Consider the following 24,605-nt stretch of genomic DNA (forward strand, 5'->3'; position numbering starts at 1 on the left):
CACATGGCAACCCTTGAAATCCGCGACCTGCACGTCTCCGTCGACGCCGAGAACGGCCCGCGCGAGATCCTGAAGGGCGTCGACCTGACCGTGAAGCAGGGCGAGACCCACGCCATCATGGGTCCGAACGGCTCCGGCAAGTCCACCCTCGCCTACTCGCTGGCCGGCCACCCCAAGTACACCGTCACCGGCGGCACCGTGCTGCTGGACGGCGAGGACGTCCTCGAGATGTCCGTCGACGAGCGCGCCAAGGCCGGCGTCTTCCTGGCCATGCAGTACCCGGTCGAGGTCCCCGGCGTCTCGGTCAGCAACTTCCTGCGCACCGCCGCCACCGCCGTCCGCGGCGAGGCCCCCAAGCTGCGGCTGTGGGTCAAGGAGGTCAAGGAGGCGATGTCGGCCCTCCAGATGGACCCGGCGTTCGCCGAGCGCAACGTCAACGAGGGCTTCTCCGGCGGCGAGAAGAAGCGCCACGAGATCCTCCAGCTGGAGCTCCTCAAGCCGAAGATCGCGATCCTCGACGAGACCGACTCCGGCCTCGACGTCGACGCGCTGCGGATCGTCTCCGAGGGCATCAACCGGGTCCGCTCGACCGGCGAGGTCGGCACCCTGCTGGTGACCCACTACACCCGCATCCTGCGGTACATCAAGCCCGACTACGTCCACGTCTTCGCGGGCGGCCGCATCGTCGAGTCCGGCGGTGCCGAGCTGGCCGACAAGCTGGAGAACGAGGGCTACGAGGCTTATGTGAAGGGGGGCGCGTCCGCGTGACGCACGCGTTCACGGGTCTGCTCGACACCGACGCGATCCGGAAGGACTTCCCGGTCCTGCAGCGGCTGCTGCACGACGACAAGCCGCTGGTCTACCTGGACAACGCGGCGACGTCGCAGAAGCCGCGCCAGGTGCTGGAGGCGCTCAACGCCTACTACGAGCGGCACAACGCCAACGTCCACCGCGGCGTGCACGTGCTCGCCGAGGAGGCCACCGCGCTGTACGAGGGCGCCCGGGACAAGGTCGCGGCCTTCGTCAACGCGCCGAGCCGCAACGAGGTGATCTTCACCAAGAACGCCTCGGAGTCGCTCAACCTCGTCGCCAACATGCTGGCCTGGGCCGACGAGCCGTACCGGGTGGACGCCGACTCCGAGATCGTCATCACGGAGATGGAGCACCACTCCAACATCGTCCCGTGGCAGCTGCTCTCGCAGCGCAGCGGCGCGAAGCTGAAGTGGTTCGGGCTCACCGACGAGGGCCGGCTCGACCTGTCGAACATCGACGAGCTGATCACCGAGAAGACCAAGGTGGTCTCCTTCACCCTGGTCTCCAACCTGCTCGGCACCGTCAACCCGGTCGAGACGATCGTCCGCAAGGCCCAGTCGGTCGGCGCGCTGGTCGTCATCGACGCCTCGCAGGCCGCGCCGCACATGGTGCTCGACGTCCAGGCGCTGGAGGCCGACTTCGTCGCCTTCACCGGCCACAAGATGCTGGCCCCGACCGGCATCGGCGTGCTCTGGGGCCGCCAGGAGCTGCTGGAGGACCTCCCGCCGTTCCTCGGCGGCGGCGAGATGATCGAGACCGTCACCATGGGCTCGTCCACCTACGCCCCGGCGCCGCACAAGTTCGAGGCCGGCACCCCGCCGATCGCCCAGGCGGTCGGGCTCGGCGCGGCCATCGACTACCTGTCCGGCATCGGCATGGAGAAGATCGCCGCCCACGAGCACGCGATCACCGAGTACGCCGTCGAGCGCCTGCTCGAGGTCCCCGACCTGCGGATCATCGGCCCGCGCACGGCCGTCGACCGCGGTGCGGCGATCTCCTTCACGCTCGGGGACATCCACCCGCACGACGTGGGCCAGGTGCTGGACGAGCAGGGCATCGCCGTGCGCGTCGGCCACCACTGCGCGCGGCCGGTCTGCCTGCGGTACGGAATTCCGGCGACCACGCGGGCGTCGTTCTACCTGTACTCGACGCCGGGCGAGGTCGACGCGCTGATCGACGGCCTGCACCACGTCCGGAACTTCTTCGGCTGACGGGACGGCCCAGGACATGAAGCTCGACTCGATGTACCAGGACATCATCCTGGACCACTACCGCAACCCCCACGGCAAGGGGCTGCGGGACGGCGACGCCGAGGTGCACCACGTCAACCCGACCTGCGGTGACGAGATCACCCTGCGGGTGAAGCTGGACGGCTCGACCGTCGTCGACGTCTCCTACGAGTCCCAGGGCTGCTCGATCAGCCAGGCCAGCGCCTCGGTGCTGAACGACCTGGTCGTCGGCCGGACCGTCGGCGAGGCGCAGGCCGTCCAGGAGGCCTTCCTGGAGCTGATGCAGAGCAAGGGCCAGGGCGAGGGCGACGAGGAGGTGCTGGAGGACGCGGTCGCGTTCGCCGGCGTCTCCAAGTACCCGGCCCGGGTCAAGTGCGCCCTGCTCAGCTGGATGGCCTGGAAGGACGCCACCGCCCAGGCGCTCGCCCAGCACCCCGCCGTGAACGACTGAACCCGCAGAGGAGGACAGACCATGAGTGACGAAACCACCGGCGCCCCGGCCCCCGCTGCGGAGGAGGCCCAGGGCGGCATCGTCGGCACCACCGCCGGCACCGTCTCCGTCGAGGACCTGACCGAGGCCCTGATGGACGTCGTCGACCCCGAACTGGGCATCGACGTCGTCAACCTGGGCCTGATCTACGGCGTCCACATCGACGAGGACGACGTGGCCACCATCGACATGACGCTCACCTCGGCGGCCTGCCCGCTGACCGACGTCATCGAGGACCAGGCCCGGACCGCCACCGACGGCCTGGTGAAGGACCTGCGCATCAACTGGGTCTGGATGCCGCCGTGGGGCCCCGACAAGATCACCGACGACGGCCGCGAGCAGCTCCGCGCCCTCGGCTTCAACGTCTGAGGTCACCGGTCGATCGTCGTTCCGCTGCCGCGCGAACCCCCCCGGGGTTCGCGCGGCAGCGGCGTTTCCGGGGTGAACACCCGCGCGTGATCTGCTTCGTTGAGCAGGTTCACCGCCGTTCCCCACCGGCCACCCCCCACCCGCCTGTCGGCGGGTGCCCGCCCCGGGCCTCGCCGCGTGCTCCTGCGGGTGCCCCTTCGGGCCGGTGGGACAGCGTGTCTCAGGCGGCGATGTGTGCAGGTCGGCTGCCGGTCATCGCGGAGTGCAGGGCAGCTCGGACTCGGGCGGCACCTGCTGTGGCCACGTCCGTGCCCTTGTGGGCCGTGAGGGTTCGGGTGGTCAGACCGGCGCACGGGCGGCAGACGCCCGGTCGTGGCACTGGGTCGTGGCACTCGGCGCACTCGACGTACCGGGCCGGTGGCCGTCCAACGGGCCGGGCGGGCGGCACCTTGTGCTCCAGGCGGTAGCGGAGCACGGCGGCCGCCGAGTGCACCGGGGTGGGCAGGCCCGGCAGCAGGGCGTGGGCGAGGTCGGCGTGGGTCGCGCCGCGTTGCAGCCACTGTGCGACGAGGGGCGCGAGTTCGGCGGCTTCGGCCTCGCCCAGGCGCAGTCGGGGCTCGGGGCGGATCACCCGGAACAGGGTGGCGACCGCCTCGCGGATCTCGGGCGGTTCCTCCCCTCCTCCTCGGTCGCTTTCGTCTGCCGGGCCTGCGGGGAGGGAGGGTTCTTGCTGCCGGTTCTTTACAACAGGGCTGCCAGCAGGGCCGGTTGCCGCTTCACCGGGCGCCGGACGGGTGGTACCCGGCGGCGCCATGGGGTGTGGGGTGTCGTAGACGTGGGTTTCGGTGATGATCGTGCCGTCGGGCATGCGGATCTTCTCGACCCGGTAGTACCCGGCCTCGGTCAGCTCCTTCAGGGCCTTGCGGACGGCGCCACGCCCCTGCGGACTGCTGTCGGCCATGTGTCGTCCGTCCTCGCGCCAGCCGTCGGGGCGGGAGAGGAGGTCCGCGAGCAGGCCTCGGGCGGTGTAGCTCAACCGCCGGTACTGGAGCACGGCGTTGGGTAGCACGGTGAAGTTGCGCACGTGGGCGCTACGATGGACGCGCATCGGGAGTGTCAGCTCCTGTTGCCGGACCCCGGAGCGTTGGCGCGCTGCCGGGGTCGCCTATTTTCTGTTCGGGTGCAGAACGTACCGCGACACTTGACACAGTGTGAGACGTTTGTTGAAGCCGGTGCAAGGTTGTCAGCACCCACTCCCGGCGGATCCAGTCCGGCTTTGTTCACGGCTTGCCGACGCTATGTGCGGGCTGCCGATTGGAGGGGCGCGGCCCCGAACGCACGGTTCACGACATGCGCGGATGGGCCTCGGCGTCACACCCGCGGGCGGAATTGGTATCGGTCGGCGGAGTGCGACCTATCAGGACGATTCGGAGCTTCCCCTCGTGCTCTCGGTCATGGCACCTGGCGTCCGAGCACAGCGGAGATCGCCCGCTCGTGGACAAGGCCCGCACGGACAAGCTGGGCGACAGGTGTCGAGCAGTCGACGATGGTGAGGTGGTTGGCGGCCGGCGAGACTCCTCCGTCGAGAATGACGGTCGCCTTGACGCCGGTGGAGTCCAGGAAGCGCTGGACCTCCCCGATTGTGATCGCTGGGCCGGGCGCGTCGACTGCTGCGTCGCCCGAGATGTTGACGGTCGTCGCCGCCACTGGCGCTCGGGCCGCCATCGCGAGGGCGCCGAGTGGGCCCGGCGAGTTGGTGGTGAGGGCCGGCGCCCCGACTGCGGGGTGTTGTGTTCCGACGTCCACGCCCTGCCAGGGAAGGAGCATGGCGAGGTCGCCGGGCCAGAAGGCGTCAGCCAGTTGCCTGGCCTCGGGGTGGATGACGAACTGCTTCTCGCACTCCTCCAGGGAGGGGGTGACGAGGACGAGGGACTTGGCGCGTGGCCGCTGCTTGCCGTCGAAGATGCTGTTGCAGGCGGCCACGTTCGTAGCGTCGGCGCAGATCATGTACCAGCGCTCAGTGGGCACAATGACGAGTTCGCCGGCTTCAAGGGCACGGGCGGCGGAGTTGAGTTGTTCTGGCGGGATCGGTCGCATGGGTGTCCCTCCGTCTTGGGAGTCAGTTGACGGGCCGGGCGTGATCCCGGCCCTGCTGCGAGTTCATGCGGGCCGCGATAGCAGCGGGTAGTCGAGCCACGGGTCTTGCAGCGCCTGCAGCCGTCGCCGCGCGTGGTCGGGGTGCTCTACGCGGAAGTACGCCATGATCCGTGGCACGGGGCTGAGGTTGCGGCCAACGGCGTGGGGGACGAGGTGGTGCATCAGCAGCAGATCGCCGGGCTGGCCGAGGAACGGGCTGCCGGTCTGAGCGTCGATGTCGGGTGAGACCTGCTCGGTGATGCCGAGCGACCACTGGGTTCGGAACCACTCGGCCATGGCCAGGTGCCCGCCCGGTTGGTAGCGCAGGGCCCCGCCGTGCGGGTCGGTGATGTCGGACAGCACGACCCCGACCAGCAGCGAGAAGGTCCGAAGCTCGTCGGGGTCAAGGTGCGGGCAGGCGACGCCGTCCACGTGCATGGCCTTCTCCGGCTGGGCCCGTTCGAGCTGGCCTTCGGGGATGCGGATCTGGAGTTGCACGGTGGACACGGGTCGAACGGTGCCGAGCAGGTCTTGGGCGAGCTCGGCGGCCGGGGACGCGGAGAAGAGCGCGAGCAGATCGGGATGGCTTCCGAGCTCTGGCGCGAAGGTCCGCTGTGTGTAGGCGTTGATGAGCTCGGGGTTCATCGACGTGCGGTACCAGTCCGTGACCAGTTCACGGGCTCGGATGATCTGATCGTCGGGGACGGCTCCGCGCCTGACGAGCAGGCCGTCGCGCATGAAGGCGTGCTTCTCTGCGGCGGTGAGGGCCACGGAATCTCCTGGAGGGCATGAGGCGGTTACAGGCTGTGGTTGGTGAGGTGGGTGAGCACCTGGCCGGCCGCATCGAGGGCACTGTCGAGAATGGCTCGGCCGGCGTCGGCAGTTGCCTGGCGCGGGTCGCCTCCGATGACGCCGCAGGTGGCGATCATGGTGTCTCCGGAGGTCCACGGCCAGGTCGTGCCGCGGTCCAGGACGAGCCGCTTCGTCTCGGCACCGTTGGCGGTGAAGTCCGCTGGGAGGCTGTCGAGATGAACGTCCTCGGGCGCGAGTTCGAGCATCATGGCCGTCTCGCGGATTCCCGCGTGGATCTCCGGGACGGTCTCGCCGCCGCCCTGGACAGTGGACAGCGAGGCCGGGTGGATGACGCAGACCGAGAAGGCGTGCGCACGTCTGAGCTCGTGGAGGGCAGGCTCCAGGATTCCTCGGTTGCCGCCGTGGCCGTTGATGATCAGGAGCCTTCGCGCAGGGGTCGCCCGCAGGTGCTCCGTAACCACGGCGTCGAGCAGGGACATGAAGCTCGCGATCCGCAGCGACACGGTTCCTGGCGACCAGGCGTGTTCGAGCGACAGCCCGTACGGGATGGCCGGCAGCGCCCACAGGTCGTGCTGTCCGCCGTACCGCTGGACCAGCAGCCCGGTGAACCGCTCCGCGATCACGGTGTCCGTGTTGAGCGGCAGGTGGGGGCCATGCTGCTCGTGGGAGCCGATGGGCAGACAGAGCACGGAGTCGGCGGTGAGCTCGGTCAAGACCGCGGGTGCGGCCAGCCGCCCGTACTGGCGGGCGGCTGGGCCGTCTGCTCCTATCACTCGGTGCCCCGTCGGCCGATGCGGATGAGGAACTCGTTGTCCTCCGGGAAGACGTCCTCGGTGCTGTGCTCGGCGAGGGCTGTCTCCACGGCCGCCTCGAACTCGTCGAGGCGGCCTTCGAACAGGTGCGGTGCGGCGAAGCTCGTGGAGTAGAGGTAACCGAGGATGCTGTTGGTGCTCCACGTCCGGTGGACGGGCACCCGGATCTCCTCGACCCGGTTGAACGGCGACTCCTCCATGATCTCGCTGTAGGGCCGGTTGTGGTGCTTGAAGGTGCTGTTGCCAGCGCGCCGTTCCTCGCCGAGGAAGCTCTGGACGACCGCGCGCACGGACTGCTTCCAGGGGCTGTCGGCGGCCCAGAAACTGTTGTCGCCGAAGATGGCGACGGCGCCGCCAGGGGCCACCTGGTCGTCGAGGAGGGCGAGCACGGTGGCCTGGTCGAGCCAGTGGAAGGCCCGGCAGATCGTCACGAGGTCGGCCTGCCAGCCGGTTGGGGGCTTGAAGTCCTCGGCCGTCGACTCAATGAGCGACAGGCTGGCCCCGTCTGTGAGTTGGGAGCGGAGGGCTTCCTCGGCGGCCTTGAGCATGTCGGCGTCGTTGTCGATGGCGATGATGTCGTCGAACCGGACGAGGAGGGCTTCGGCGACCAGCCCGGTGCCGGTGCCGATGTCCAGGAGCCGGCGGGGCTTGCCCGGTGCGACGGCCTGGTCGAGGACGGTCGCGACCTCTGCCGGGATTCCCGGGCGGTACTGGCGGTAGTAGCTGGCGGTGCCGGTGAACAGGCTCATGGGTTCCTCAGATCGAGTAGCTGGCGAACGTGCTGGACTGCGTCGGCGAGATCGTGGGCGACGAGCACGTCGTGTTCAACGAGGACGTGCTCGTCGGGGACCGTACGGCCGTGGGAGAGCCAGACGGCGGCGAATCCGGCCGCCGTGGCACCGCGGATGTCGCATTCCCAGTCGTCGCCGACATGGACCATGGTCCTGGCTGATAGCTGGTGGGCATCGGCGACGGTCCAGAATGCGCGGCAGTCGGGCTTGGCGAACCCGGTGCGGCAGGACGGGAAGTGGGCGCTGACCCACGGAGAGAGGAGCGCGAGGAGCCGGTCAGGATCGGCCTCGGTGCAGGTCACGTTCGAGAGCGTGACCACGGTGGCGCTGTCGCTGAGCTGTTGGAGTGCCTCGACGACTCCGGGGAAGAGAACGAGCGGGGAGACGGGCAGATCCGTTGGGAAGTCCGACGGCTTGATGTCCAGTTCCGCGCAGACCTGCTCGGTCACAGCGTCGGTGATCTCCGGGGCGGTGTGCAGAATGTCCCGCATCACGCGACGGGCCTGCTTCGGCCCGAGCGGTGAGATGGCGGCGAGCCGAGCTGCCAGGCCGGGGCCCTGCGCGTTGCCGAGGGTTCCCCCGATGTCCAGGCTGACCAGGCGACCGACTGACCCGCTCATGCAGCGTCACCCCCGGCCGGGGGCAGGGCGGAGACGATGGCGGCGATCCGCGCCGCACGGATCTGGGCGGTCGTGGCCTCACCGAGGAAGGTGAGCGCGTACCGCAGTTCGGCTGCATCGAGCGTGTCCAGGTCGCGGTTGCCGGCTTGGGCGGCGTCCGCCAGGTCTGCGGGGACAACGCGCGGGCGAAGTCCGTGCGGGAGGTGGAGGATTCCGGCCCAGACCGGGCTGGGCGCCTCGATCGTTTCCAGCGGTCGGAGCACGGTGACGTCGTCGAGGGTGAAGATCCGTACGGCCGCCGTTCCTTGGCCGAGGTCAAGGATGCCGAAGAGGAAGGTGTCGTGCCCGTCGAGTCGTCGGTCCAGGACGAGGAGCAGGCCGTGTTCGTCGTGACGGGTTGTTCCTTGGACAGGGAAGGTGCCGATGGTTCGGGTCATCGCAGTCTCCGGGGTTGGGTTCCGAGTCCGGGTGCGTCAGGGGCGGGAAACAGCCCGCTTTTGGGTATCCATGGCTCGGCGTAGAGGAGTTGGCGGCGCGGCTCCCACTGGCGGCGGTACTCGACCGCCGGGACGTCGTCGGGGAAGGCGGCGGCGAGGTGGATGCCGGGCACCATCGAGCGACCGTGTGGGTAGACGGGGACACCGGCCTCGCGAACGTTCGTGGTGATCTCGACCGCACGGGTGAGGCCACCGCAGCCGACGACGTCGATGGTGAGCGCGGTGGGCCGAACGAAGTCCAGGAGGGTGCCCAGGTCCTCGTCGGGTCGCAGGCGCTCGCCCACCGCAACCGGCACGCCAGCAGCGGCCAGCTGGCTGTAGACGCGCAGGTAGTGCTCCGGCAGCGGGTCCTCCAGCCAGGCCAGCATCTGCTGATCAAGGCGGCCGGCGACAGCGGCAGCGAGCTGCGGACTCCAGGTGCCCACCGCGTCGACGGCGAAGGGCTCGCTGATGACCGCCGCGGCGTCGGCCAGTGCCGCGACCAGATTCCTGGCCTCGTCGGCGACGCTCGCCCCCGGGCGCCGACGCAGCCCCCACTTGGTGAAGGCCCAGCCCTCTTCGAGAACCTGGGCCAGCGCACCGTGGCTAGCGGGGCCGCTGAGATCCAGGCGGAGCCAGGAGACGTACGCCGGTACGGCCTGCGTCCTCCGTCCTGGGGCCAGGAGGTCAGCCACCGGTTTGCCGACCAGGCGACCGTGGAGGTCCCACACCGCGCAGTCGATCGCTCCGACTGCCCAGTCCGAGACCTCCGGTACGGCTGCCCGTATGCGCGGTCGGAGGCCGTCGTGATCGAGCAGCGGGACTCCTACGACTATGGGGCCGATCGCCTCCACTGCCCGGCCAATCGTCGTGCTCACGGGCCCGTACCAGCCGGTCTGCCCGGCGCCGTGGACCGCGACGAAGACACTGTCGTCCCCGGCCTCCGCCACGCCTACCGGCACGGTCTCCACCTTGTCGATGAACAGTTCCGTCATCGGGCGGCCTCCGGCCTGGTAACCAGCTGACCGGCCACCCGGAGCAGTCCGGCGGTATCCAGGCCGAGTTCGCGTGCGAGGGCGTCCTGCGACATCGGTCCCGGCGGCTCGCGCCAGCCGAGCACGTCAACCAGCCGCAGGCGTCCCGCCAGCAGCCCCCACACGGCTGCCGGGTGCCCGAGCGTGACGACCAGGACAGCGGAGCGCTCGCCCAAGTAGTGATCGACCTCGACGTCGGTAAGGCCCTTGGGCCAGCGCCCAGGATCGCCGAGAACGGTGAGGTCGAGAACGCCCACGACGCGGATTCGGCAGCCCAGCCGGTCACGTAGTACCGGCACCGCCGCCGTGACGGCTTCGGCCGGCAGGTCTCCCGCCACGACGATGGTGAGGTCAGGATCCTCCTCGTCGCTCAGGTGCGGCCAGATCGCGAGCCCGCGTGCCAGTTCCTCCTCGGCGGTCTCAAGCGGGAGCCGCAGTTCGGTGTACTTGCCCGCGACCAGGACGTTGACGCGGCCCGTCGAGTTCAGCGCCGCGTCGAGTGCGGCGGCCGTCCGCTGCGTGTCGGCCGGAACCAGCACGGTCACCGCAGGGTCCTCCGTCGCGAGCAGGGCCGTGGCGAGCGACGGATCGCCGTGAGTGAAGACGTTGTGCCACCCGTACGAGGTCAGCAGCAGATTGAGGCTCGGGAACGCCTTCTCCTCGGCGAGGCGACGGTGCTTGAGGTGGCCGACGATCCCGGCGGTCAGAAGCGCGGCGAACGCCTCGTAGGACACCAGGACCCCGCGCCGACCACTGCTGATCCAGCCGGACAGCCAGCCGAGGAGCACCTCCTCGGCCAGCACCTCGGACACCCAGGACTCGCCCCGCAGTGGGCCGAGGCGGTTCGAGGACAGCTCGTCCGGGCTGAAAACCCGGAAATCACCGGCCGTGGCATGCCTGCGGAGAACACTGCCTACCGCCTCCCCGAAGCGGGCGGCACTGCCGAGAACGACCGGCTTCGGATGCTCACGGGTTGGGAGTCCGGGGCCGGCCGCACAGTGCCACGCGGCCGACTCCAGGGCTTCGGCCAGAGCGCCGATCGGCTGGCCGTCGTGGTCGAAGAGCTCCGCGGGCTGGTACGACGCCAACCACCTTTCCAGCTGACCGCGCTGGGCCTCGTTCCCCCGGGCCCCGTCAAGTGGCGTCTTGTGGGCCGCAGCTGTCCCGAGCACCTGCCGCCCGTCGACCGCCTCCGGTCCGCTCCAGCCCTTCACGCAGCGGAGAAACACAGCGGTCCGTGAGCCCTCAGCGACCTCATGAGCGGATACGGCCAGGGCGTCCCGGAACGCCTGATGCTCATCGACGGTGGCCGAGGTTACGCGCACCACCCGGCCTCGCCACCCGAGGCCGGCCGCGTATGCAACGAGCTCGGCGTCGCCCATTGCCCCCAGCAGCGACCGGTCACCCATACGGAAGCCGTTGACGTGGACGATTGGCAGGACAGCGCTTCCCTGCAGAGCCCGGGCCGCAAGCCACGACGCCGCCGTCGTGGGGGTCTCGCACTCCCCGTCGCCGACGATGGGCACCACGACCCGCCCGGGAACGTCGAGCGCCATGCCGTGGCTGAACGCGAGCGCGCCACCAAGGCATCCGCCGGGTGCCGCTCCCGCCGGCAGCAGCGGATGGGTTTCCGAACCGAGGACGTCGACGTCAGGGAAGTTCCGGGCCAACCACCTGAGCCCGGTTGCGTCACGGGAGTACTGAGGGCGCACGGCTGCCAGCTCGCCGGTGAGCCAGGCGTAGGCGAGCTGGACCACCCCCGCGTGGCCGGCGCCGATCACCGGGACCAGCTCACGGCCGGGCCCCAGCTCGCCAGCAGCGAGAACCGTGTGGGCGAGGGCCCACGCCGTTCCGGGGACGGTTCCCCAGTGGCCAGCGGAGCGAGGCTTGACGTGGTCGGTCTGGAGCGGCTCGGTCAGCAGCTGGTTGTCATCGAGGTGCAGAAGCACCACCGCCACATACGTGGCTGCCCTCCACAGCGCGTCGGCCCGGTTCAGCATGGCGGCACCAACTGCTCATCGCCGAACGTGAAGTACCACAGCGGCCGGTAGCACTCCCATGCCGCCGGGCGGAGGCCGGTCGGCCCGACGATGTCCTCGATGGTCCGGCGGGCCTGGAGGTAGTACTCCAGGGAGTTGGAGCCTTCGGCCCGGAGGCCCGCCATGATGGCGTTGTGCGCCTGGTACACCTGAAAGTTGGGGAACTCGGTGACGAACGGCATCAGCTCGGCCACACCGCTCCGGAGGTCGGCGAGCCGGTCCAGGCCAACGATGTAGGTGAACGAGGTCGCGTGGCCGGCGCCTATCGCCCGCCGCAGGACCCCGGGCATCTCCTCGGTGGTGAGCGTCGCCTTGCTCGCTTTGAGGAGCAGGTCCCTCCGGCTGAAGCATTCGGCAGTAAGCCGCAGCACGAACGGGGCGACGCGCTCCGCCAGTTCCACGAACACCTCCCTCGTGCGGATGACCGAGGTGAGGAACCCGATCCGGGCGCCGATCCCGTGGGCAGCGAGCACGTCACGCAGTCCTATCAGATGGTCAACGGCCGCCCGCTCCCGCTCGAAGCAGCCGGTCGACACGGTGACCTCACGGAGTTCGGCCAGGTTGTGGCGGGGGTGCTGTTCGACCATCGCGGCCAGCAGTTCGGCCAGCTCCCGCTCCTCGGAGAGACGGGGATCGGCGGCGGCCTCCAGGGTGTTCGGGCAGAACGAGCACCCCACACAGCGGCTGCGGGCATTGGGGTTGAGCGTCGCGGCCCGCCCGTCGTCCCTGAAGTACCCGCCGACCGCCTCGTCGGCGGCGACGCGGTCGATGGCGCCGACTACGACGCCGCCCAGCGACAATTCGTCGCCGGCCAAGTGGAACGGCGACGCCTTGGCGTTGAGCGGGACGATCACCATCCAGGCGACGTCCGGCCGGGTCGTGAGACGAACCGAGATCCGGGCGCGATGACGGCCGTGGGCGGAGGAGATCCCGAACAGGTTGATCGCGATGAGCAGGGCGTCCTCCACGGGCACGCCGTAGCGCTCCGCCATACCCCTGACCGCCGGGAGGGTGAGGACCGCTGCGGGTTTGCTGCCGAGCGCTGCTTTCATGAGCCACTCTCCGTCACTGGCTGGACCGGGCTTCGCTGCCCTGGTCGTCGTTCTCTGCGGGATCTGCCTCGCTCCCCTCCATTGGTCGGGGAGGATGAGCCCGTGTGGGCCTGCCGGTGTCCGTCCGGCAGGCCCACACGGTTCCTTCGCTCAGCGGCCGGGGTACGGCGGCTGCGGGGTCGGCGGTGCCGGCGGCGGCGGGGGCGGAGGAGGCGGAGGCTGGGGCGCCTGCAGGCGCGCGATGGACGACATGGCGGTGTTCCCTTCTCGCTCGGTGGTGCGTGTGGCGACGAGGCGTGACTCCGTTGTCAGGCCTCGGGTTCGACCGCGGGGTGCTGCTCAAGGTCGCGGTCGGGCTCGTGATCGGCCGCCAGGACGGGGCCGAAGTGATCGGAGCTGAGCTGGTGGTCGGCTGCCACTCCGAGCAGGGCGAGGACGATGAGGTGGCCGAGCGCCCAGAGCCAGGTGAGTACGGCTTCGACGGGATCCCGGTGAGCAGCGTGGTAGATGTCTTCGTGCGGCTGGTAGTCGGTCATGCCGCATCGGTCCTGAGCTCGGCCCAGACCACGGTGCCGTCGCTCGTCGCGTCGACGCCCCAGCTCTCGCACGTCCGGCTCACCAGGAGGAGCCCCCGGCCGTTCTCGGCCAGGGCGGACGGGGCGGGCCGGTCGACGGGCCCAGGCCCCGCGTCCGTGACCTCGATTCGCAGACCGCGCGGCTGAGGTGCCAGGCGGACGTCGAAGCAGCCAAGGCACGACGCCGCGCCGTGAAGAACGGCGTTGGTGCAGAGCTCGGATGCGACCAGCTCGATGTCCTGAACGAGTGGCCTGTCGAACTCCCATGTGCCGACGACCCTCCTGATCAGCGCCCGGGCCAAGGGCACGGAGGCGTGAGCGTGCAGAAAGCTCATCTGCACCGACAGGCAGCCGGCCACCTCGATGGCTTCCTTTACTCGAAGGTCCTGACGCGCCACCACGATCAACCTTCCTCGTTGCCCAATCACCCTCCAGGCAGAGCTGCTTGAGGGTGAGTCAGAACGCTAGGAGGATGGATGGAGGGGAACCCGGAAAATCCTTCCGGGGTAGGCGGCGGGAGCGCCCTCAGGCTGGGAGCATGCCTGGAATGAATGAGACGCTGAGCATCGGCGAGCGCGTCGCCTGGTACCGCCGTCGACGGGGCATGCCCCAGGAGGTTCTGGCCGGCCTCGTCGGGCGAACGGCCGACTGGCTGAGCAAAGTCGAGAACGGCCGCATCGAGCTCGATCGGCTTTCGGTCATCAGAGCGCTGGCCGATGCCCTCGACATCCGGCTCGGCGACCTGCTGGCGGAGCCGTCACTCCTCGACTGGCCCGGCGATGCCCAGGGCGGAGCCGTCTCGAAGCTGCGCGAAGCGCTCATGGACTACAAGCAGCTGTCGCCGTTCCTGGCGGCCGACGACGCCGAACAGCCGCCCGACCTCGACATCCTGCGCGCCGAAGTGGGCTCCGCCTGGTCCGCCTACCAGGACGCCAGGTACTCCCGCGCGACCAGACTCATCCCAGACATCCTCTCCCAGGCCCAGCGCGCGGTGCGCATGTACGAGGGCGATCAACAGCAACAGGCCAAGGCGTTGCTCGCGATGGCCTACCAAGGCGCCGCGATGGTCCTGACGAAGATAGGCGAAGCCGACCTCGCCTGGATGTCGGCCGACCGCGGCCTCACGGCGGCCCAGGAGTCGGGCAACATCGTCGTCACCGGCTCGCTGTTCCGCTCGGTCTCCCACTGCCTGCTCAGCAACGGCCGCCTCACCGCCGCCAGGGACCTGGTCATGAACTCGGCCTCGTTCCTGGAAGCCGGCTTGGAGGACGGCTCCCCGACCTACCTGTCGACCTACGGCACCCTGTTCCTCGTCGGGTCGATGGCCGCCGCGAGGATCGAGGACCGGAGCACCGTGCGTGACTTCCTCGCCGAGGCAGACCGGGCCGCACAGCGCCTCGGCCACGACGCCAACCACATGTGGACGGCCTTCGGGCCCACCAACGTGGCCATTCACCGGATCTCGACCGCCATGGAGCTCGGCGACGTCCAGATCGCCCTCGACCAAGGGCCGCGCGTGGACTCCTCGGCCCTGCCGCTCGAACGCCGAGTGCGGCACTCACTCGAAATCGCCCGCGCCCACAGCGCACAGAACCGCATGGACGAGGCCCTCGCCCTCGTACTGGACGCCGAGGAGCTGGCCCCCGAGCAAGTCCGCTACCACTTCATCCCCCGACACCTGGTGACCAACTGGGTCCGCCAACAGCGCGGCAAACCGAGCTACTTGCTGGCAGGCGTCGCACAGCGGCTCCAGATCGTCGCGTGACACGGCTGGGCGGCTACAGTCGTCGCCATGAGCGACTCCCAGTCCCACGAGGTCGTGGCCCAGCCCCGTACCGCCGCCGGCGTGCTCTTCTTCGACGAGGAGGACCGCGTCCTCCTCGTGAAGCCGACCTACAAGCCCGGCTGGGAGATCCCCGGCGGCTACCTCCACGTCGGCGAGACCCCGAGCGAGGGCGCGTCCCGGGAGGTCAAGGAGGAACTCGGCATCACGCCGCCGATCGGCAGGCTGCTCGTCGCCGACTGGGCACCTCACCCCACCGAGGGCGACAAGCTCCTCTTCGTCTTCGACGGTGGCGTCCTCCCGGCCTACGAGTTGGACAACATCGCCGTCGACCGGGTGGAGATCGGTGAGTACGCCTTCCACGCCACGGACCAGCTCGACGCACTCCTCATCCCGCGCCTGGCCCGCCGCGTCCATGCCGCATGCGTCGCCAGGACGCATGCGGCGACCGTCTACCTGGAGCACGGAGTGACCCGCACGTAGGCTCACGCCTCACAGTGGCTTCACGGAGCTTCTCCCGCGGCCGCCGGCGCGACCTCCCCATCTCGCCGTCGCGTACCAAGAGCCGAGATGCGGCAGCTTCTCGACACCGCGCACGAGGGAGTTTCCGGCACGGTCCGTCAGCTCTTGGTCCTCCTGATGGCACTCCGCCTGCTGGATCACATCCAGCGGGCGGAGGCGAAAGCCACCGGCTCCGACCTTGTTCCGGAGGCCGCCCCGGCGCCGGGGCGGCCTCCGGGCCCTCACTGGCTTCCGGCAGGTACGTGGTCCTGCTCCATCAGCGCCGCGGCCAGGCCAGGGGCGGGCACCCGCCGCTTGGCGGGTGGGGGGTGGATGGTGGGGAACGGTGGTGGAACCATTCGACGGAGCGGCTGGTGCGCGGGTGTTCAGCCCGGCGCCGGAAACGCCGCTGCCCGGGACTTCCGAAGGGGAAGTCCCGGGCAGCGGCGTTCTGGTGTGCGGGTCAGGCCGCCCTGGGCTTGCGGGCGACGGCCACGGCGAGGCCGGCGCAGAGGAGGGCGGCGAGGGTGGCGAAGCCGCTGACGGCGGGGAGGAGGCCGTAGCTCCTGACCAGGGCGCCGACGGCGACGATGGGGAGGGAGCTGCCGAGGTAGACGATGACCCAGAGGGCCGAGAGCTCGGAGCCCCGGCGTTCCGGGTCGAGTGCGGCGACGGCGGTGGTGAAGAGGGAGCGGAAGGCCACGCCCTGGCAGATGCCGCCGAGGACGCTGCCGATGAAGAGTAGCGCCGGGGTGCCGGTGTAGCCGGCGGCGACGACCAGGGCGAGGCCGGCGGCCAGTCCGGTCATGCCGAGGGCGATGACCTTGCGGTCGGCGGTCGGCGGGACGATCAGCTGGGCGGCGGCCGAGGAGCCGAGCAGCAGGGCCGCGACCACCGCGCCGGTCAGGTGCGAGGGGGTGTTCAACACCTTGGCGGCGAAGGCCGGGGCCAGGCTGAGGTAGACGCCGAAGACCGCGTAGGAGATGAAGCCGGCCGAGGCGGCGAGCAGGAACTCGCGGCGGCCGGTGCGCGGCAGCCGCAGGCGCTGCGGGCGCAGGTGGGCCGGGGTGGTGATGCGCGGCGGGGAGGCCGGCGGGCGGTTGCGGCCGGGCATCCGGGGGTGGACGAGGGCCAGCGGCACGCAGAGCGCGAGCAGGGCGACGGCGTGCAGCAGGAAGGGCGTCAGCAGGGGGTCGGAGCCGTTCGCCAGCAGGGCGCCGACGATCGGGCCGAGCGCGACGCCCCCGGCGGAGCAGGCCAGGGTGAGCTTGGCGGCCAGGGTGGGGTGGTCGGGCAGCAGGTCGCCGAGGGCGGCCCCGGCTGCGCCGGTGGACAGACCGACGGCGATGCCCTGGACGGCCCGGCCGATCGCCAGCTGCCAGAAGCTGCCGGAGGTGGCGAACACGACGTCGCCCGCGGCGGCCAGCCCGACGGCGGGCAGGATCAGGGCGCGGCGGCCGAGGTGGTCCGACCAGTGACCGACCACGGCCAGCACGGGGACCAGCGCGAACACGTAGATCGTGAAGAGGATCGTGGTGTCGAGGGGGCCGAGCCCGAGGCGCTGCTGGAGCAGGGGGTAGATCGGCGTCGCCAGGTTGGCACCGATGAGCATGAACAGCAGGGCGGCGGCCACCAGGCCGACGCGTACGCCGCGCAGCGCGTTCCAGCGGCTGATCGCGGAGAGCTGGAGCTGGGCGCGTGGAGCGAGCTCCAGGGGGAGCAGGGCCTCCGACAGTCGGCGTCCGTCGAGCTGCGCGGTGCGCAGGCCGGGGCCGGCGGGGGAGAGGTCCGCCATGAAAGGGATCTCCTGTGGCAGGGCACCACCGGGTCGGCGGGGTGTGCCGGCGCGCCCGTCCTGAGGCGCTGTGGTGGTGGCCGCGGTGCGGGGCTCCCTGGTGGAGCGGATGAGCTGAGGATTCGGGCTTCGTTGCCCGGCGGCCCGCGCGGGGTTGTGCACGGCGCCACTGCGAAGGATAAGGGGTGGGCGCACGGATTCGGCGCGCGCCCCTGTGTGCGCCCCTTGAGGCCGGGCATCGGGGGTGTCGCACCTATACGCTGAGGTCGTGGATCGGGACGCTGAGCTGATGGGCGGACCGCTGGCTGAGGGAGAGCGCACAACGATGGCCGGACGACGTCGGAAGAACGCCGGGGCTTCGGCGGGAGAGAGTGCGGCCGAGGCGGTCCTGCCCGCCGACCTGGAGCTCCAGGACCTCTACGGGGCGTTCGCCGCGCACGGGCTGGACGACGAGGACCTGGACGACGCGGCCGTGCTGGTGCCGCCGGTGCGGCTGCCGGGCGAGGAGGAGTTGACCGCCCAGGCGAAGGCCGTGCCGATGTTCGGGTACGCGCTGGCGCTGGCCCGCTGGGCCGCCCCGCACCGGGCGGTGGACGAGTTCGGCGACCTCGTGGAGGAGGACCGGGCACCCGCGGCGCGGCTGCTGGGCCTGGCCCCCGCCGAGGGCGAGGTGCCGGAGGAGGCCGAGATCGAGGCGATGCGGGCCTGGTCGCTGGCCTGCGACCTGGACCTGGTGGAGATCGGGACGACCGCGGCCGGCGAGCACGTGGCCGTCCCGGGCCCCGACCTGGAGCCGGCCGAGCAGGGTGACCCGGAGACCGTCCTGGAGCTGTGGCTGACCGCCGCCGGGATCGTCCGGGAGCTGGCCGTGGAGGCCGACTCGCTGCCGGAGGAGGAGCCCGGCGAGGGGGCCGCGGACGAGGAGGGCGAGGAGGACGAGGACGGCCTGAACGAGGTCGAGGAGGCCAGGGACGCAGCCGCCGAGCTGCTGGACGAGGCGCTGCAGGTGCTCTACGAGACCACCGCCTTCGCCGACCCGGGCCAGGAGACCGTGCCGCTGGGCGTGCTGGCGGCACTGCTGGTGGTGCCGGAGGGCGAGGAGCCGAGCGAGGAGCTGCTGGGCGACATCACCGACGTGATGGTCTCCCTCGACCCGATGCTGGGCGACCTGGCCGAGCTGGGCCTGCTGGAGTACCGGCCGATCGACCCGGAGCTGTTCGACGAGGAGGAGGGCGCCGGGGACGAGGCGCCCGCGCTGGTCGGCGAGGCGCCGCTGGACGAGGAGGAGTCGGCCCGCTTCGGGCTGGTCCGGCTCACCCCGCTCGGCCAGTACGGCATCCGGCAGTGGCTGCTGGAGGACGGCTACGACGCGCCGCTGGTCGGCGAGCTGGCCCAGGGCGACGCGGCGGAGCTGCTGCGCGCCGTGTGCGAGTCGGCCAACGTGCTGCCGGAGGAGGAGCTGCGGGTCTGGATCACCGGCCGGGAGCCGGTCGCGGCGGCGCGCGAGCTGCTGGCGGCGGCCCGTGGCGGTGACGCCTACGGCCCGATGCGGCGGATGCTCTGCGTCACGGCGCTCGACATGCTGGGGGCGCCTGCGGAGCCGGCCGTCCGGGACGTGCTGGACGACCCCGAGCTGGGGGGCGCCGGACGGGCCTGGCTGACCTCGCTGGGTGCCGCGGACGTGCCGGCGCCGGAGCGGTCGATGGCGCTGTGGGCGGTGGTCGACACCTTCGCCGCCCAGCTGCTGGACAGCGGCGGCGACGCCGGGCAGCTGCGCGAGCTGATCGCGGACCTGCCGGTGACCGGCGATCCGGCGTCGTACTTCGGCGAGCTGTGGCGGGTCGACCACCCGTACACGGCGGACGTCCTGGAGGCCGTCGGGGAGCTGCACCTGGACCGGGCGGTGGCCAAGGAGGCGCGCAAGGCGGCCTTCAAGGCGCGGTCCAGGGGCTGAGGCCGCGGGCCGGGCGGGGCCGACGGTCCGCACGCGGGCACCGTCGGACCCGCCTCAGGGCAGGTCCAGCGAGCCGTCCTCGGCGAACGGGAAGAAAGGGTTGTGGGCCAGCTCCCACAGGTGGCCGTCCGGGTCCTCGAAGTAGCCGGAGTAGCCGCCCCAGCCGGTGGTGACCGGGGGCTTGACCACGACGGCGCCGGCCTCGACCGCCGTCTTCAGCGCGGCGTCCACCAGCGCCGGGGACTCGAGGTTCACCGCCAGGGTGACGCCGCGGAAGGCGGGCTCGCCGGTGGCGGGCACCCCGGCGTCGGCGGCCAGCTCCTCCGTCGGGAAGAGGCCGAGCACCGAGTCGGCGGTGCGGAACCAGACGATCTCCGGGCTGGAGGCGGTGGACCGCCGCCAGCCGAGGTCCTCGTAGAAGCGTGCGCTGCGGTCGAGGTCGGAGACCCCGAGGGTGACGATGCTGATCCGGGCGGGGAAGCTGCTCTCTGCTGTCATGCCGCCAGGGTAGGGAGGGCGGCTGACAACCGCGCTCCCTGACACGGCCTGCGCCGGTGCGCGGGCCATGAGCTGATGACCGGGCAGGCCCGGGCACGTAAGGTGGCGTCGGCGGTGCGGGCGCGAGGACTCGGGGGTGCGGCACAGGTGATGCGGGAGAGCGGCGGCAGGCCCCAGGAGTGGAACGCGGAACGGACGGACCGTGCGCGCGTCCCGGACCCGAGGGGCCGGGCGGATCGTTTCGCCGCCGTCGAGGAGTTCTCCCGCCGGGCCCTGGCCGCGGCCGACTTCCCGGTGTACGGGGTGGCCTCCGCGTTGGAGCACCGCGGCGACGCGCTGGGCGCCTTCGAGACCTCCGGCGACTCGCTCAGCTGGGTCGAGGTGCAGTCCGGCGACCGGAGCTCGGTGGCCGGCCCGTACGTGACCGTGCGCACCTACCGGCCGGGCGCCGAGCTCGACGAGCGGCTGCCGGAGCTGGAGGACGTGGTCGAGGACGAGCGCGACCGCGTGTACGAGCAGCTCGGCGTGGACGAGGGCGACGGCCCCGGCCGGGTGCGGGCCCTGCGCGAGTGGATCACCGTGGACGGCGTGCCGCACCCGGTGGAGGTGCACGAGGACCGGCCGGTGCCCTGGCCGGGGGCGGCGCTCGGCGGGCCGGGCCCGGTCTGGGCCGGGCGGCTGCGGGTCGGCGGGCTGACCGTGACGGTCTGCGGGCGCGGGGTGGCCCCCGGCTGCGTGGAGCTCGCGGGGATCGCGGACTTCGAGCCGTACCTGCGCGGCCGGACCGAACTGCTGGGCGAGCTGGCCTCCCGGCGGGCCCGGCAGGTGCCCGTCGAGGAGCGCGAACTGCCGCCCGCCGTCGGGCTGGAGGCGCACCGCGAGCTGATCGCGCAGAGCGTCGCCGAGGCCGCCGCGATCGAGGCGCAGGTCCGGGCCGGGCGGACGCCGCGGCGGCCGCGCGGGCTGCGCGGGGACGCCTACGCGGTGCGCTGGGAGAAGGCGGTGCGCCAGCAGATGCGGCTCGCCACCGAGACCCGGGACGAGGCGACGGCGGCGGTGACGGCGATGGTCAACCACCTGGACCGGTTGTCCCGGCAGACGAACTGGCTGGTCGGCACGGGGGAGGGGGCGGCGGCCGTCGAGGAGGTCGTCCGGTACACCGTGTTCGCGAGCGAGGTGGCGAGCCTCCCGGCGCAGCGGGCCTGGGCGCAGGTCTGGCGGGAGCGTCCGGGCGGCGGCGGGCCGGGGGCCCGGGACGGGGAGCGGCTCGCCGAGCAGCTGTGGCTGGCGGCCTGGGAGCAGTGGCGGGCGGCGCGCTCGGGCTGACCTCCGCCGGGCGGCCCGGTGGCACCGCCGCCCCGGCGGGTCTCCGCGGCCCGGCGGCACTCCCGCCTCCGTGGCCCCCGCCGCCCCTCGGCTGGCAAAGCGGAGGTCATGTGTTCGTCATCGGTTGGCAAATGGCCGCCTGGCCGTGAGGTGGGCGTCACGTCCGGTTCACCCCTGCGGCGGAGTCTGCTGGGCGTCGACACAACCCGCCTCGACGCCCCGTACGCCGGACACCCGGGCCCGCCCGGTCCGACGGCCGATCCCCCTGGAGTTGTCACCATGTCGCTGTCCCGTCGGGACTTCGTCAACCGTTCCACCCTCGTCGGGGCCGGCGTGCTGATCGCCGGCAGCGCCGAGGCGCTGGCCAGCGCGCCGGGCGCGATCGCCGCCCCGGCCGGCGGCGAGGCACCGGCCGCCGCGGCCGCCGGGACCAACGCGGCCGGCGGCACCGCCGTCGGCTACGGCCCGCTGGTGCAGGACGCGGCCGGGCTGCTGTCCCTGCCGAAGGGCTTCTCCTACACCGTCCTCAACCGGGCCGGCGTCACCAGGCTGCGCACCGGCGAGTTCACCCCGAGCAACCACGACGGCACCTCCGCCTTCGAGGACGAGCACGGCGGCAACTACATGGTCGTCAACCACGAGCTGTCCGGCGCCCGCGCCAACTGGCCGCACCCGGTGCCGCTGACCGAGGGCCACGTCTACGACCCGGGCGCGGCCGGCGGCTGCACCATCGTGCACGCCAAGCGGGACGGCTCGGTCGAGCAGTGGGTCGGCATCGCCGGCACCGCCACCAACTGCGCGGGCGGCGTCACCCCGTGGGGCACCTGGCTGTCCGGCGAGGAGACCGAGGACAAGGCCGGCAAGAACGGCTTCACCAAGGACCACGGCTACGTCTTCGAGGTCGACCCGTTCGACGACGACTACAACCGCGACCCGCAGCCGGTGAAGGCCTTCGGCCGCTACGCCCACGAGGCCGTGGTCGTGGACCCGAAGCGCGGCCAGGTCTACCTGACCGAGGACGCCTCGAACCCCAACGGCCTGCTGTTCCGCTGGACCCCGCCGGCCGGCTTCAAGCACGGCCGCCACCAGCTGCGCAAGCTCGCCGCCGACGCCGGCGTGCTCGAGGCCTTCAAGGTCTTCGACGCGCAGGGCAAGCTCGTCGACGACCTCTCCCGCGCCACCAAGGTCGGCACCACCTACGGCGTGGACTGGGTCAAGGTCCAGGACCGCGACGCGAGGACCGTCTCCGTCCGCAAGCAGTTCAAGGACGGCGAGGTCACCCGCGCCCGCAAGCTGGAGGGCATGTGGTGGGGTGACGGCGGCTTCTACTTCGTCTCCAGCTTCGCCCGCTCGGAGAGCCCGCTGCAGCACGACGGCCAGGTGTGGTTCTACAACCCGGCCCGCCGCACCATCACCCTGAAGGTCCTGCTGGGCGTCAACAGCGACGTCTGGGGCGACCACGACAACTACGACGGCCCGGACAACATCACCGTCTCGCCGTACGGCGGCATCGTGATCTGCGAGGACGGCGAGGGCGTCTCGCACCTGTTCGGCGCCACCGAGGACGGGCTGGTCTACCCGATCGCCCGCAACGAGCTGAACATCGGCACCGCCGAGAAGCCCGAGTTCAGCGAGTTCACCGGCGTCACCTTCTCGGACGACGGCAAGACCCTGTTCGCCAACATCCAGACCCCGGGCATCCAGCTCGCCATCACCGGCCCGTGGCGCCGGCTGAACGAGCACAAGCGCGGCCAGGGCTACGGCGCGTGACCCTCGGAGCGTGACCGGCTGCCCGCGGACCACTCGTCCGCGGGCAGCCGCAGCTGCAGCATCGCCAGCAGCCGCTGCTGCGGCTGGGCGAGGTCGATGCCGGTCAACTGCTCGGCCCGGCGCACCCGGTAGCGCAGGGTGTTGGGGTGGATGTGCAGCGCGTCCGCGGCGACCCGGACCTCGCCGAGCGCGTCCAGCCAGGCCAGCACCGACTCGGCGAGCCGGGTGCCGTGCCTGTGGTCGTAGTCGGTGAGCGCCGTGAGCCGGGGGTCGCGCAGGCCGGAGCGCTCCTGCAGCAGCGCGAGCACCTCGCTGACCAGCACCTCGGCCTGGACGTCGATCAGCGCCGCCACGTCGAGGTCCACCCCGCCGCGGCCCATCGCGTCCAGGATGCGGTCCGCCTGCGCGCGGGAGTCCGGGACCCGGGCCAGGCCGTCCACGGTGGAGCCGATCGCGGCGCGCAGCGGCACCCCGAGGTGGTCCCGGGCGGCCGTCACCACCTCGTCCGCCCAGCCGCGGACGGTCGCCATCGGCAGGTTGGCCGGGAGCTCCGGCAGCAGCACGTAGACCCGGGACTCGATCGGTGCGAGCAGCGCGGTGCGGTGCCGGGCGGCGGTGTGCACCGAGATCAGGCCGGTGACGTCGGAGCGGTGCAGCGCCTCGGTGGTGTGCGCGCTGTACGCCAGCACGGTGGCCGGGCGGCGCACGTCCAGGCCCAGGTGGGTGGCGAGCGACTGCGGGCCGGTGGAGCCCTCCAGCAGCCCGGTGAGCAGGGTCTGGGTGAGCCGGACATCGGCCGACAACTCGCGTCGCCGGCGCACCAGTTGGGCGGCCGCCACCCGTGCGGCGCCGACCAGGGCCTGCTCGGCCAGCGGCGCCAGCGGCCGCGCCCCCTCCTGCACCCAGATGGTGCCGAGCGGCTGCGCCCCGGCCCGGATGCCGACCGCCAGGCGCCGGCGCAGGCCGAGCTCCGGGTGCGGCTCGACCGCGATCGGCGCGTCCGAGGTGCGCAGGTGCTGGAAGATGCCCCACTCGCGGAGCTTGGACAGGTACGGCTCGGGGCCCTGCCAGCCGAGGATGGACAGCCGGCGCAGGTCGTCGACCTCGTCCGAGTCGGAGGAGCGCGAGTAGGCCAGCACCCGGCTGGAGGTGTCCTCGATCGAGACGATGCCGTTGGTGAGCACGGCGACGGTCTGCGCGAGCGAGAAGAGGTCGCCGGCGTTGGGCTCGGGGGCGCCGGGGGTGTCGGGGGCGTCCGGGCCGGCGATGATCGCGCGGGCCAGCGAGTCGAGGTGCTCCCAGCGGGTCTCGCGGCGGACGGACAGCAGGGCGACGCCCGCGTCGGTGGCGGCCTCGCGCAGCGCGTCCGCCTGACCGGGGCCGTCCAGCTTCACCGCCACCGCGGCCGCGCCGGCCCGCCCGGCGGCGCGCAGGGCCGGCAGGGCGGCCCGGCCGCGGGCGCCGATGGCCAGGACGAGTTCGCCGGGGGCGGCGGTGGGCGGATCCTCCGGGTCGAGGATGGCGACGTCGCGGACCGGCACGTCCAGGCCCTGCGGGGCGGCCTGGAGTTCGACCAGGGGCTCGCCGAGGGACATCAGCAGCTGGCGGAGCGGGAGACCGGGGGTGGTCATCCTGGCCTCCTTCATCCGCTCTTCGCCATCCGCTCTTCATCCGCCCGGACAACGCCGCGAGGCCGATTTTAGCCGGGCGGACAGCGCTGCGGGCCGGT

24 protein-coding genes are annotated in these 24,605 nt (G+C 71.7%); 9 read left to right on the plus strand and 15 right to left on the minus strand.

Going from position 1 to position 24,605, the window contains the following annotated elements:
* Window positions 1–3: 3 nt before the first annotated feature.
* Genes sufC through ACIA8Q_RS26550 form a run of 4 tightly spaced genes read left to right on the plus strand, consistent with a single transcriptional unit; the run spans window position 4 to window position 2,901 of the window.
* Complete coding sequence (gene sufC, locus ACIA8Q_RS26535) at window positions 4–768, plus strand: Fe-S cluster assembly ATPase SufC (protein WP_360222685.1); 765 nt, start codon at window positions 4–6, stop codon at window positions 766–768.
* Complete coding sequence (locus ACIA8Q_RS26540) at window positions 765–2,024, plus strand: cysteine desulfurase (protein ID WP_360222688.1); 1,260 nt, start codon at window positions 765–767, stop codon at window positions 2,022–2,024. The genes sufC and ACIA8Q_RS26540 overlap by 4 nt, the downstream gene beginning before the upstream one ends.
* Before the next feature lie 16 nt (window positions 2,025–2,040).
* Window positions 2,041–2,493: a Fe-S cluster assembly sulfur transfer protein SufU gene (sufU, locus tag ACIA8Q_RS26545; RefSeq protein ID WP_360222691.1), complete on the plus strand. Its 453-nt coding sequence runs from the start codon at window positions 2,041–2,043 to the stop codon at window positions 2,491–2,493.
* 21 nt (window positions 2,494–2,514) lie between these two features.
* A complete protein-coding gene (locus ACIA8Q_RS26550) occupies window positions 2,515–2,901 on the plus strand; it encodes a metal-sulfur cluster assembly factor (protein ID WP_363365260.1) in 387 nt (128 codons plus the stop codon).
* Window positions 2,902–3,121: 220 nt separating this feature from the next.
* Here ACIA8Q_RS26550 and ACIA8Q_RS26555 read toward each other — a convergent pair whose 3' ends face one another.
* From ACIA8Q_RS26555 to ACIA8Q_RS26610, 12 genes are all read right to left on the minus strand, one after another.
* Window positions 3,122–4,009: a hypothetical protein gene (locus ACIA8Q_RS26555; RefSeq protein WP_360218489.1), complete on the minus strand. Its 888-nt coding sequence runs from the start codon at window positions 4,007–4,009 to the stop codon at window positions 3,122–3,124.
* 344 nt (window positions 4,010–4,353) lie between these two features.
* Window positions 4,354–4,998 carry an L-threonylcarbamoyladenylate synthase gene (locus ACIA8Q_RS26560; protein ID WP_396317765.1) on the minus strand — a complete coding sequence of 215 codons (645 nt, stop codon included), beginning with the start codon at window positions 4,996–4,998 and terminating at the stop codon, window positions 4,354–4,356.
* Window positions 4,999–5,061: 63 nt separating this feature from the next.
* Window positions 5,062–5,808, minus strand: a complete 747-nt coding sequence (locus ACIA8Q_RS26565) for a phytanoyl-CoA dioxygenase family protein (RefSeq protein WP_396317766.1) — start codon at window positions 5,806–5,808, stop codon at window positions 5,062–5,064.
* A 26-nt stretch (window positions 5,809–5,834) separates the two neighbouring features.
* On the minus strand, window positions 5,835–6,623 hold the full coding sequence (locus ACIA8Q_RS26570; protein WP_396317767.1) for a creatininase family protein: 789 nt from the start codon (window positions 6,621–6,623) through the stop codon (window positions 5,835–5,837).
* Window positions 6,620–7,411, minus strand: a complete 792-nt coding sequence (locus ACIA8Q_RS26575; protein WP_396317768.1) for a class I SAM-dependent methyltransferase — start codon at window positions 7,409–7,411, stop codon at window positions 6,620–6,622. The genes ACIA8Q_RS26570 and ACIA8Q_RS26575 overlap by 4 nt, the downstream gene beginning before the upstream one ends.
* Window positions 7,408–8,073: an HAD family hydrolase gene (locus tag ACIA8Q_RS26580; RefSeq protein WP_396317769.1), complete on the minus strand. Its 666-nt coding sequence runs from the start codon at window positions 8,071–8,073 to the stop codon at window positions 7,408–7,410. Before ACIA8Q_RS26580 ends, ACIA8Q_RS26575 begins: the two co-directional genes overlap by 4 nt.
* Complete coding sequence (locus ACIA8Q_RS26585; protein WP_396317770.1) at window positions 8,070–8,510, minus strand: hypothetical protein; 441 nt, start codon at window positions 8,508–8,510, stop codon at window positions 8,070–8,072. Before ACIA8Q_RS26585 ends, ACIA8Q_RS26580 begins: the two co-directional genes overlap by 4 nt.
* Window positions 8,507–9,544 (minus strand): enolase C-terminal domain-like protein, encoded by a 1,038-nt coding sequence (locus ACIA8Q_RS26590; protein WP_396317771.1) that lies wholly within the window; start codon window positions 9,542–9,544, stop codon window positions 8,507–8,509. The genes ACIA8Q_RS26585 and ACIA8Q_RS26590 overlap by 4 nt, the downstream gene beginning before the upstream one ends.
* The gene (locus ACIA8Q_RS26595) at window positions 9,541–11,583 is read right to left on the minus strand and encodes a hypothetical protein (RefSeq protein WP_396317772.1); all 2,043 of its coding nucleotides are present in this window, start codon (window positions 11,581–11,583) and stop codon (window positions 9,541–9,543) included. The genes ACIA8Q_RS26590 and ACIA8Q_RS26595 overlap by 4 nt, the downstream gene beginning before the upstream one ends.
* On the minus strand, window positions 11,577–12,674 hold the full coding sequence (locus ACIA8Q_RS26600) for a hypothetical protein (protein WP_396317773.1): 1,098 nt from the start codon (window positions 12,672–12,674) through the stop codon (window positions 11,577–11,579). Before ACIA8Q_RS26600 ends, ACIA8Q_RS26595 begins: the two co-directional genes overlap by 7 nt.
* A 308-nt stretch (window positions 12,675–12,982) precedes the next feature.
* Window positions 12,983–13,210 (minus strand): hypothetical protein, encoded by a 228-nt coding sequence (locus tag ACIA8Q_RS26605; protein ID WP_396317774.1) that lies wholly within the window; start codon window positions 13,208–13,210, stop codon window positions 12,983–12,985.
* Complete coding sequence (locus ACIA8Q_RS26610; RefSeq protein WP_396317775.1) at window positions 13,207–13,650, minus strand: ATP-binding protein; 444 nt, start codon at window positions 13,648–13,650, stop codon at window positions 13,207–13,209. Before ACIA8Q_RS26610 ends, ACIA8Q_RS26605 begins: the two co-directional genes overlap by 4 nt.
* A gap of 146 nt (window positions 13,651–13,796) precedes the next feature.
* Here ACIA8Q_RS26610 and ACIA8Q_RS26615 point away from each other — a divergent pair, with 146 nt between their 5' ends.
* Window positions 13,797–15,014 (plus strand): helix-turn-helix domain-containing protein, encoded by a 1,218-nt coding sequence (locus ACIA8Q_RS26615; protein WP_396317776.1) that lies wholly within the window; start codon window positions 13,797–13,799, stop codon window positions 15,012–15,014.
* Between the two features lie 27 nt (window positions 15,015–15,041).
* Complete coding sequence (locus ACIA8Q_RS26620) at window positions 15,042–15,515, plus strand: NUDIX domain-containing protein (RefSeq protein WP_396317777.1); 474 nt, start codon at window positions 15,042–15,044, stop codon at window positions 15,513–15,515.
* A 481-nt stretch (window positions 15,516–15,996) separates the two neighbouring features.
* Here ACIA8Q_RS26620 and ACIA8Q_RS26625 read toward each other — a convergent pair whose 3' ends face one another.
* On the minus strand, window positions 15,997–17,328 hold the full coding sequence (locus ACIA8Q_RS26625) for an MFS transporter (protein WP_360218471.1): 1,332 nt from the start codon (window positions 17,326–17,328) through the stop codon (window positions 15,997–15,999).
* A gap of 325 nt (window positions 17,329–17,653) precedes the next feature.
* Between ACIA8Q_RS26625 and ACIA8Q_RS26630 the strand changes: the two genes are divergently transcribed.
* Complete coding sequence (locus ACIA8Q_RS26630) at window positions 17,654–19,282, plus strand: hypothetical protein (protein WP_360218468.1); 1,629 nt, start codon at window positions 17,654–17,656, stop codon at window positions 19,280–19,282.
* A 54-nt stretch (window positions 19,283–19,336) separates the two neighbouring features.
* Here the strand turns inward: ACIA8Q_RS26630 and ACIA8Q_RS26635 are convergent, their stop codons facing one another.
* Complete coding sequence (locus ACIA8Q_RS26635; protein ID WP_360218465.1) at window positions 19,337–19,780, minus strand: VOC family protein; 444 nt, start codon at window positions 19,778–19,780, stop codon at window positions 19,337–19,339.
* A 147-nt stretch (window positions 19,781–19,927) separates the two neighbouring features.
* Between ACIA8Q_RS26635 and ACIA8Q_RS26640 the strand changes: the two genes are divergently transcribed.
* Complete coding sequence (locus ACIA8Q_RS26640; RefSeq protein WP_360218462.1) at window positions 19,928–21,106, plus strand: hypothetical protein; 1,179 nt, start codon at window positions 19,928–19,930, stop codon at window positions 21,104–21,106.
* Between the two features lie 279 nt (window positions 21,107–21,385).
* Window positions 21,386–22,876, plus strand: a complete 1,491-nt coding sequence (locus tag ACIA8Q_RS26645) for an alkaline phosphatase PhoX (RefSeq protein WP_360218459.1) — start codon at window positions 21,386–21,388, stop codon at window positions 22,874–22,876.
* Here ACIA8Q_RS26645 and ACIA8Q_RS26650 read toward each other — a convergent pair.
* Window positions 22,864–24,507, minus strand: a complete 1,644-nt coding sequence (locus ACIA8Q_RS26650) for a helix-turn-helix domain-containing protein (protein WP_360218456.1) — start codon at window positions 24,505–24,507, stop codon at window positions 22,864–22,866. The two genes, ACIA8Q_RS26645 and ACIA8Q_RS26650, sit on opposite strands and share 13 nt — an antisense overlap.
* Window positions 24,508–24,605 lie beyond the last annotated feature (98 nt).

It is taken from the genome of Kitasatospora sp. NPDC051705 (genome assembly GCF_044453265.1).
In the GTDB taxonomy this organism is placed as follows: domain Bacteria; phylum Actinomycetota; class Actinomycetes; order Streptomycetales; family Streptomycetaceae; genus Kitasatospora.

Coding starts and splice junctions, on each gene's coding strand:
- ACIA8Q_RS26615 (WP_396317776.1), top strand. CDS start 13,797: ATGAATGAGACGCTGAGCATCGGCGAGCGCGTCGCCTGGTACCGCCGT.
- ACIA8Q_RS26620 (WP_396317777.1), top strand. CDS start 15,042: ATGAGCGACTCCCAGTCCCACGAGGTCGTGGCCCAGCCCCGTACCGCC.
- ACIA8Q_RS26605 (WP_396317774.1), bottom strand. CDS start 13,210: ATGACCGACTACCAGCCGCACGAAGACATCTACCACGCTGCTCACCGG.
- ACIA8Q_RS26650 (WP_360218456.1), bottom strand. CDS start 24,507: ATGACCACCCCCGGTCTCCCGCTCCGCCAGCTGCTGATGTCCCTCGGC.
- ACIA8Q_RS26595 (WP_396317772.1), bottom strand. CDS start 11,583: ATGCTGAACCGGGCCGACGCGCTGTGGAGGGCAGCCACGTATGTGGCG.
- ACIA8Q_RS26630 (WP_360218468.1), top strand. CDS start 17,654: ATGGCCGGACGACGTCGGAAGAACGCCGGGGCTTCGGCGGGAGAGAGT.
- ACIA8Q_RS26555 (WP_360218489.1), bottom strand. CDS start 4,009: ATGCGCGTCCATCGTAGCGCCCACGTGCGCAACTTCACCGTGCTACCC.
- ACIA8Q_RS26585 (WP_396317770.1), bottom strand. CDS start 8,510: ATGACCCGAACCATCGGCACCTTCCCTGTCCAAGGAACAACCCGTCAC.
- ACIA8Q_RS26600 (WP_396317773.1), bottom strand. CDS start 12,674: ATGAAAGCAGCGCTCGGCAGCAAACCCGCAGCGGTCCTCACCCTCCCG.
- ACIA8Q_RS26590 (WP_396317771.1), bottom strand. CDS start 9,544: ATGACGGAACTGTTCATCGACAAGGTGGAGACCGTGCCGGTAGGCGTG.
- ACIA8Q_RS26645 (WP_360218459.1), top strand. CDS start 21,386: ATGTCGCTGTCCCGTCGGGACTTCGTCAACCGTTCCACCCTCGTCGGG.
- sufC (WP_360222685.1), top strand. CDS start 4: ATGGCAACCCTTGAAATCCGCGACCTGCACGTCTCCGTCGACGCCGAG.
- ACIA8Q_RS26550 (WP_363365260.1), top strand. CDS start 2,515: ATGAGTGACGAAACCACCGGCGCCCCGGCCCCCGCTGCGGAGGAGGCC.
- ACIA8Q_RS26560 (WP_396317765.1), bottom strand. CDS start 4,998: ATGCGACCGATCCCGCCAGAACAACTCAACTCCGCCGCCCGTGCCCTT.
- sufU (WP_360222691.1), top strand. CDS start 2,041: ATGAAGCTCGACTCGATGTACCAGGACATCATCCTGGACCACTACCGC.
- ACIA8Q_RS26580 (WP_396317769.1), bottom strand. CDS start 8,073: ATGAGCGGGTCAGTCGGTCGCCTGGTCAGCCTGGACATCGGGGGAACC.
- ACIA8Q_RS26575 (WP_396317768.1), bottom strand. CDS start 7,411: ATGAGCCTGTTCACCGGCACCGCCAGCTACTACCGCCAGTACCGCCCG.
- ACIA8Q_RS26635 (WP_360218465.1), bottom strand. CDS start 19,780: ATGACAGCAGAGAGCAGCTTCCCCGCCCGGATCAGCATCGTCACCCTC.
- ACIA8Q_RS26625 (WP_360218471.1), bottom strand. CDS start 17,328: ATGGCGGACCTCTCCCCCGCCGGCCCCGGCCTGCGCACCGCGCAGCTC.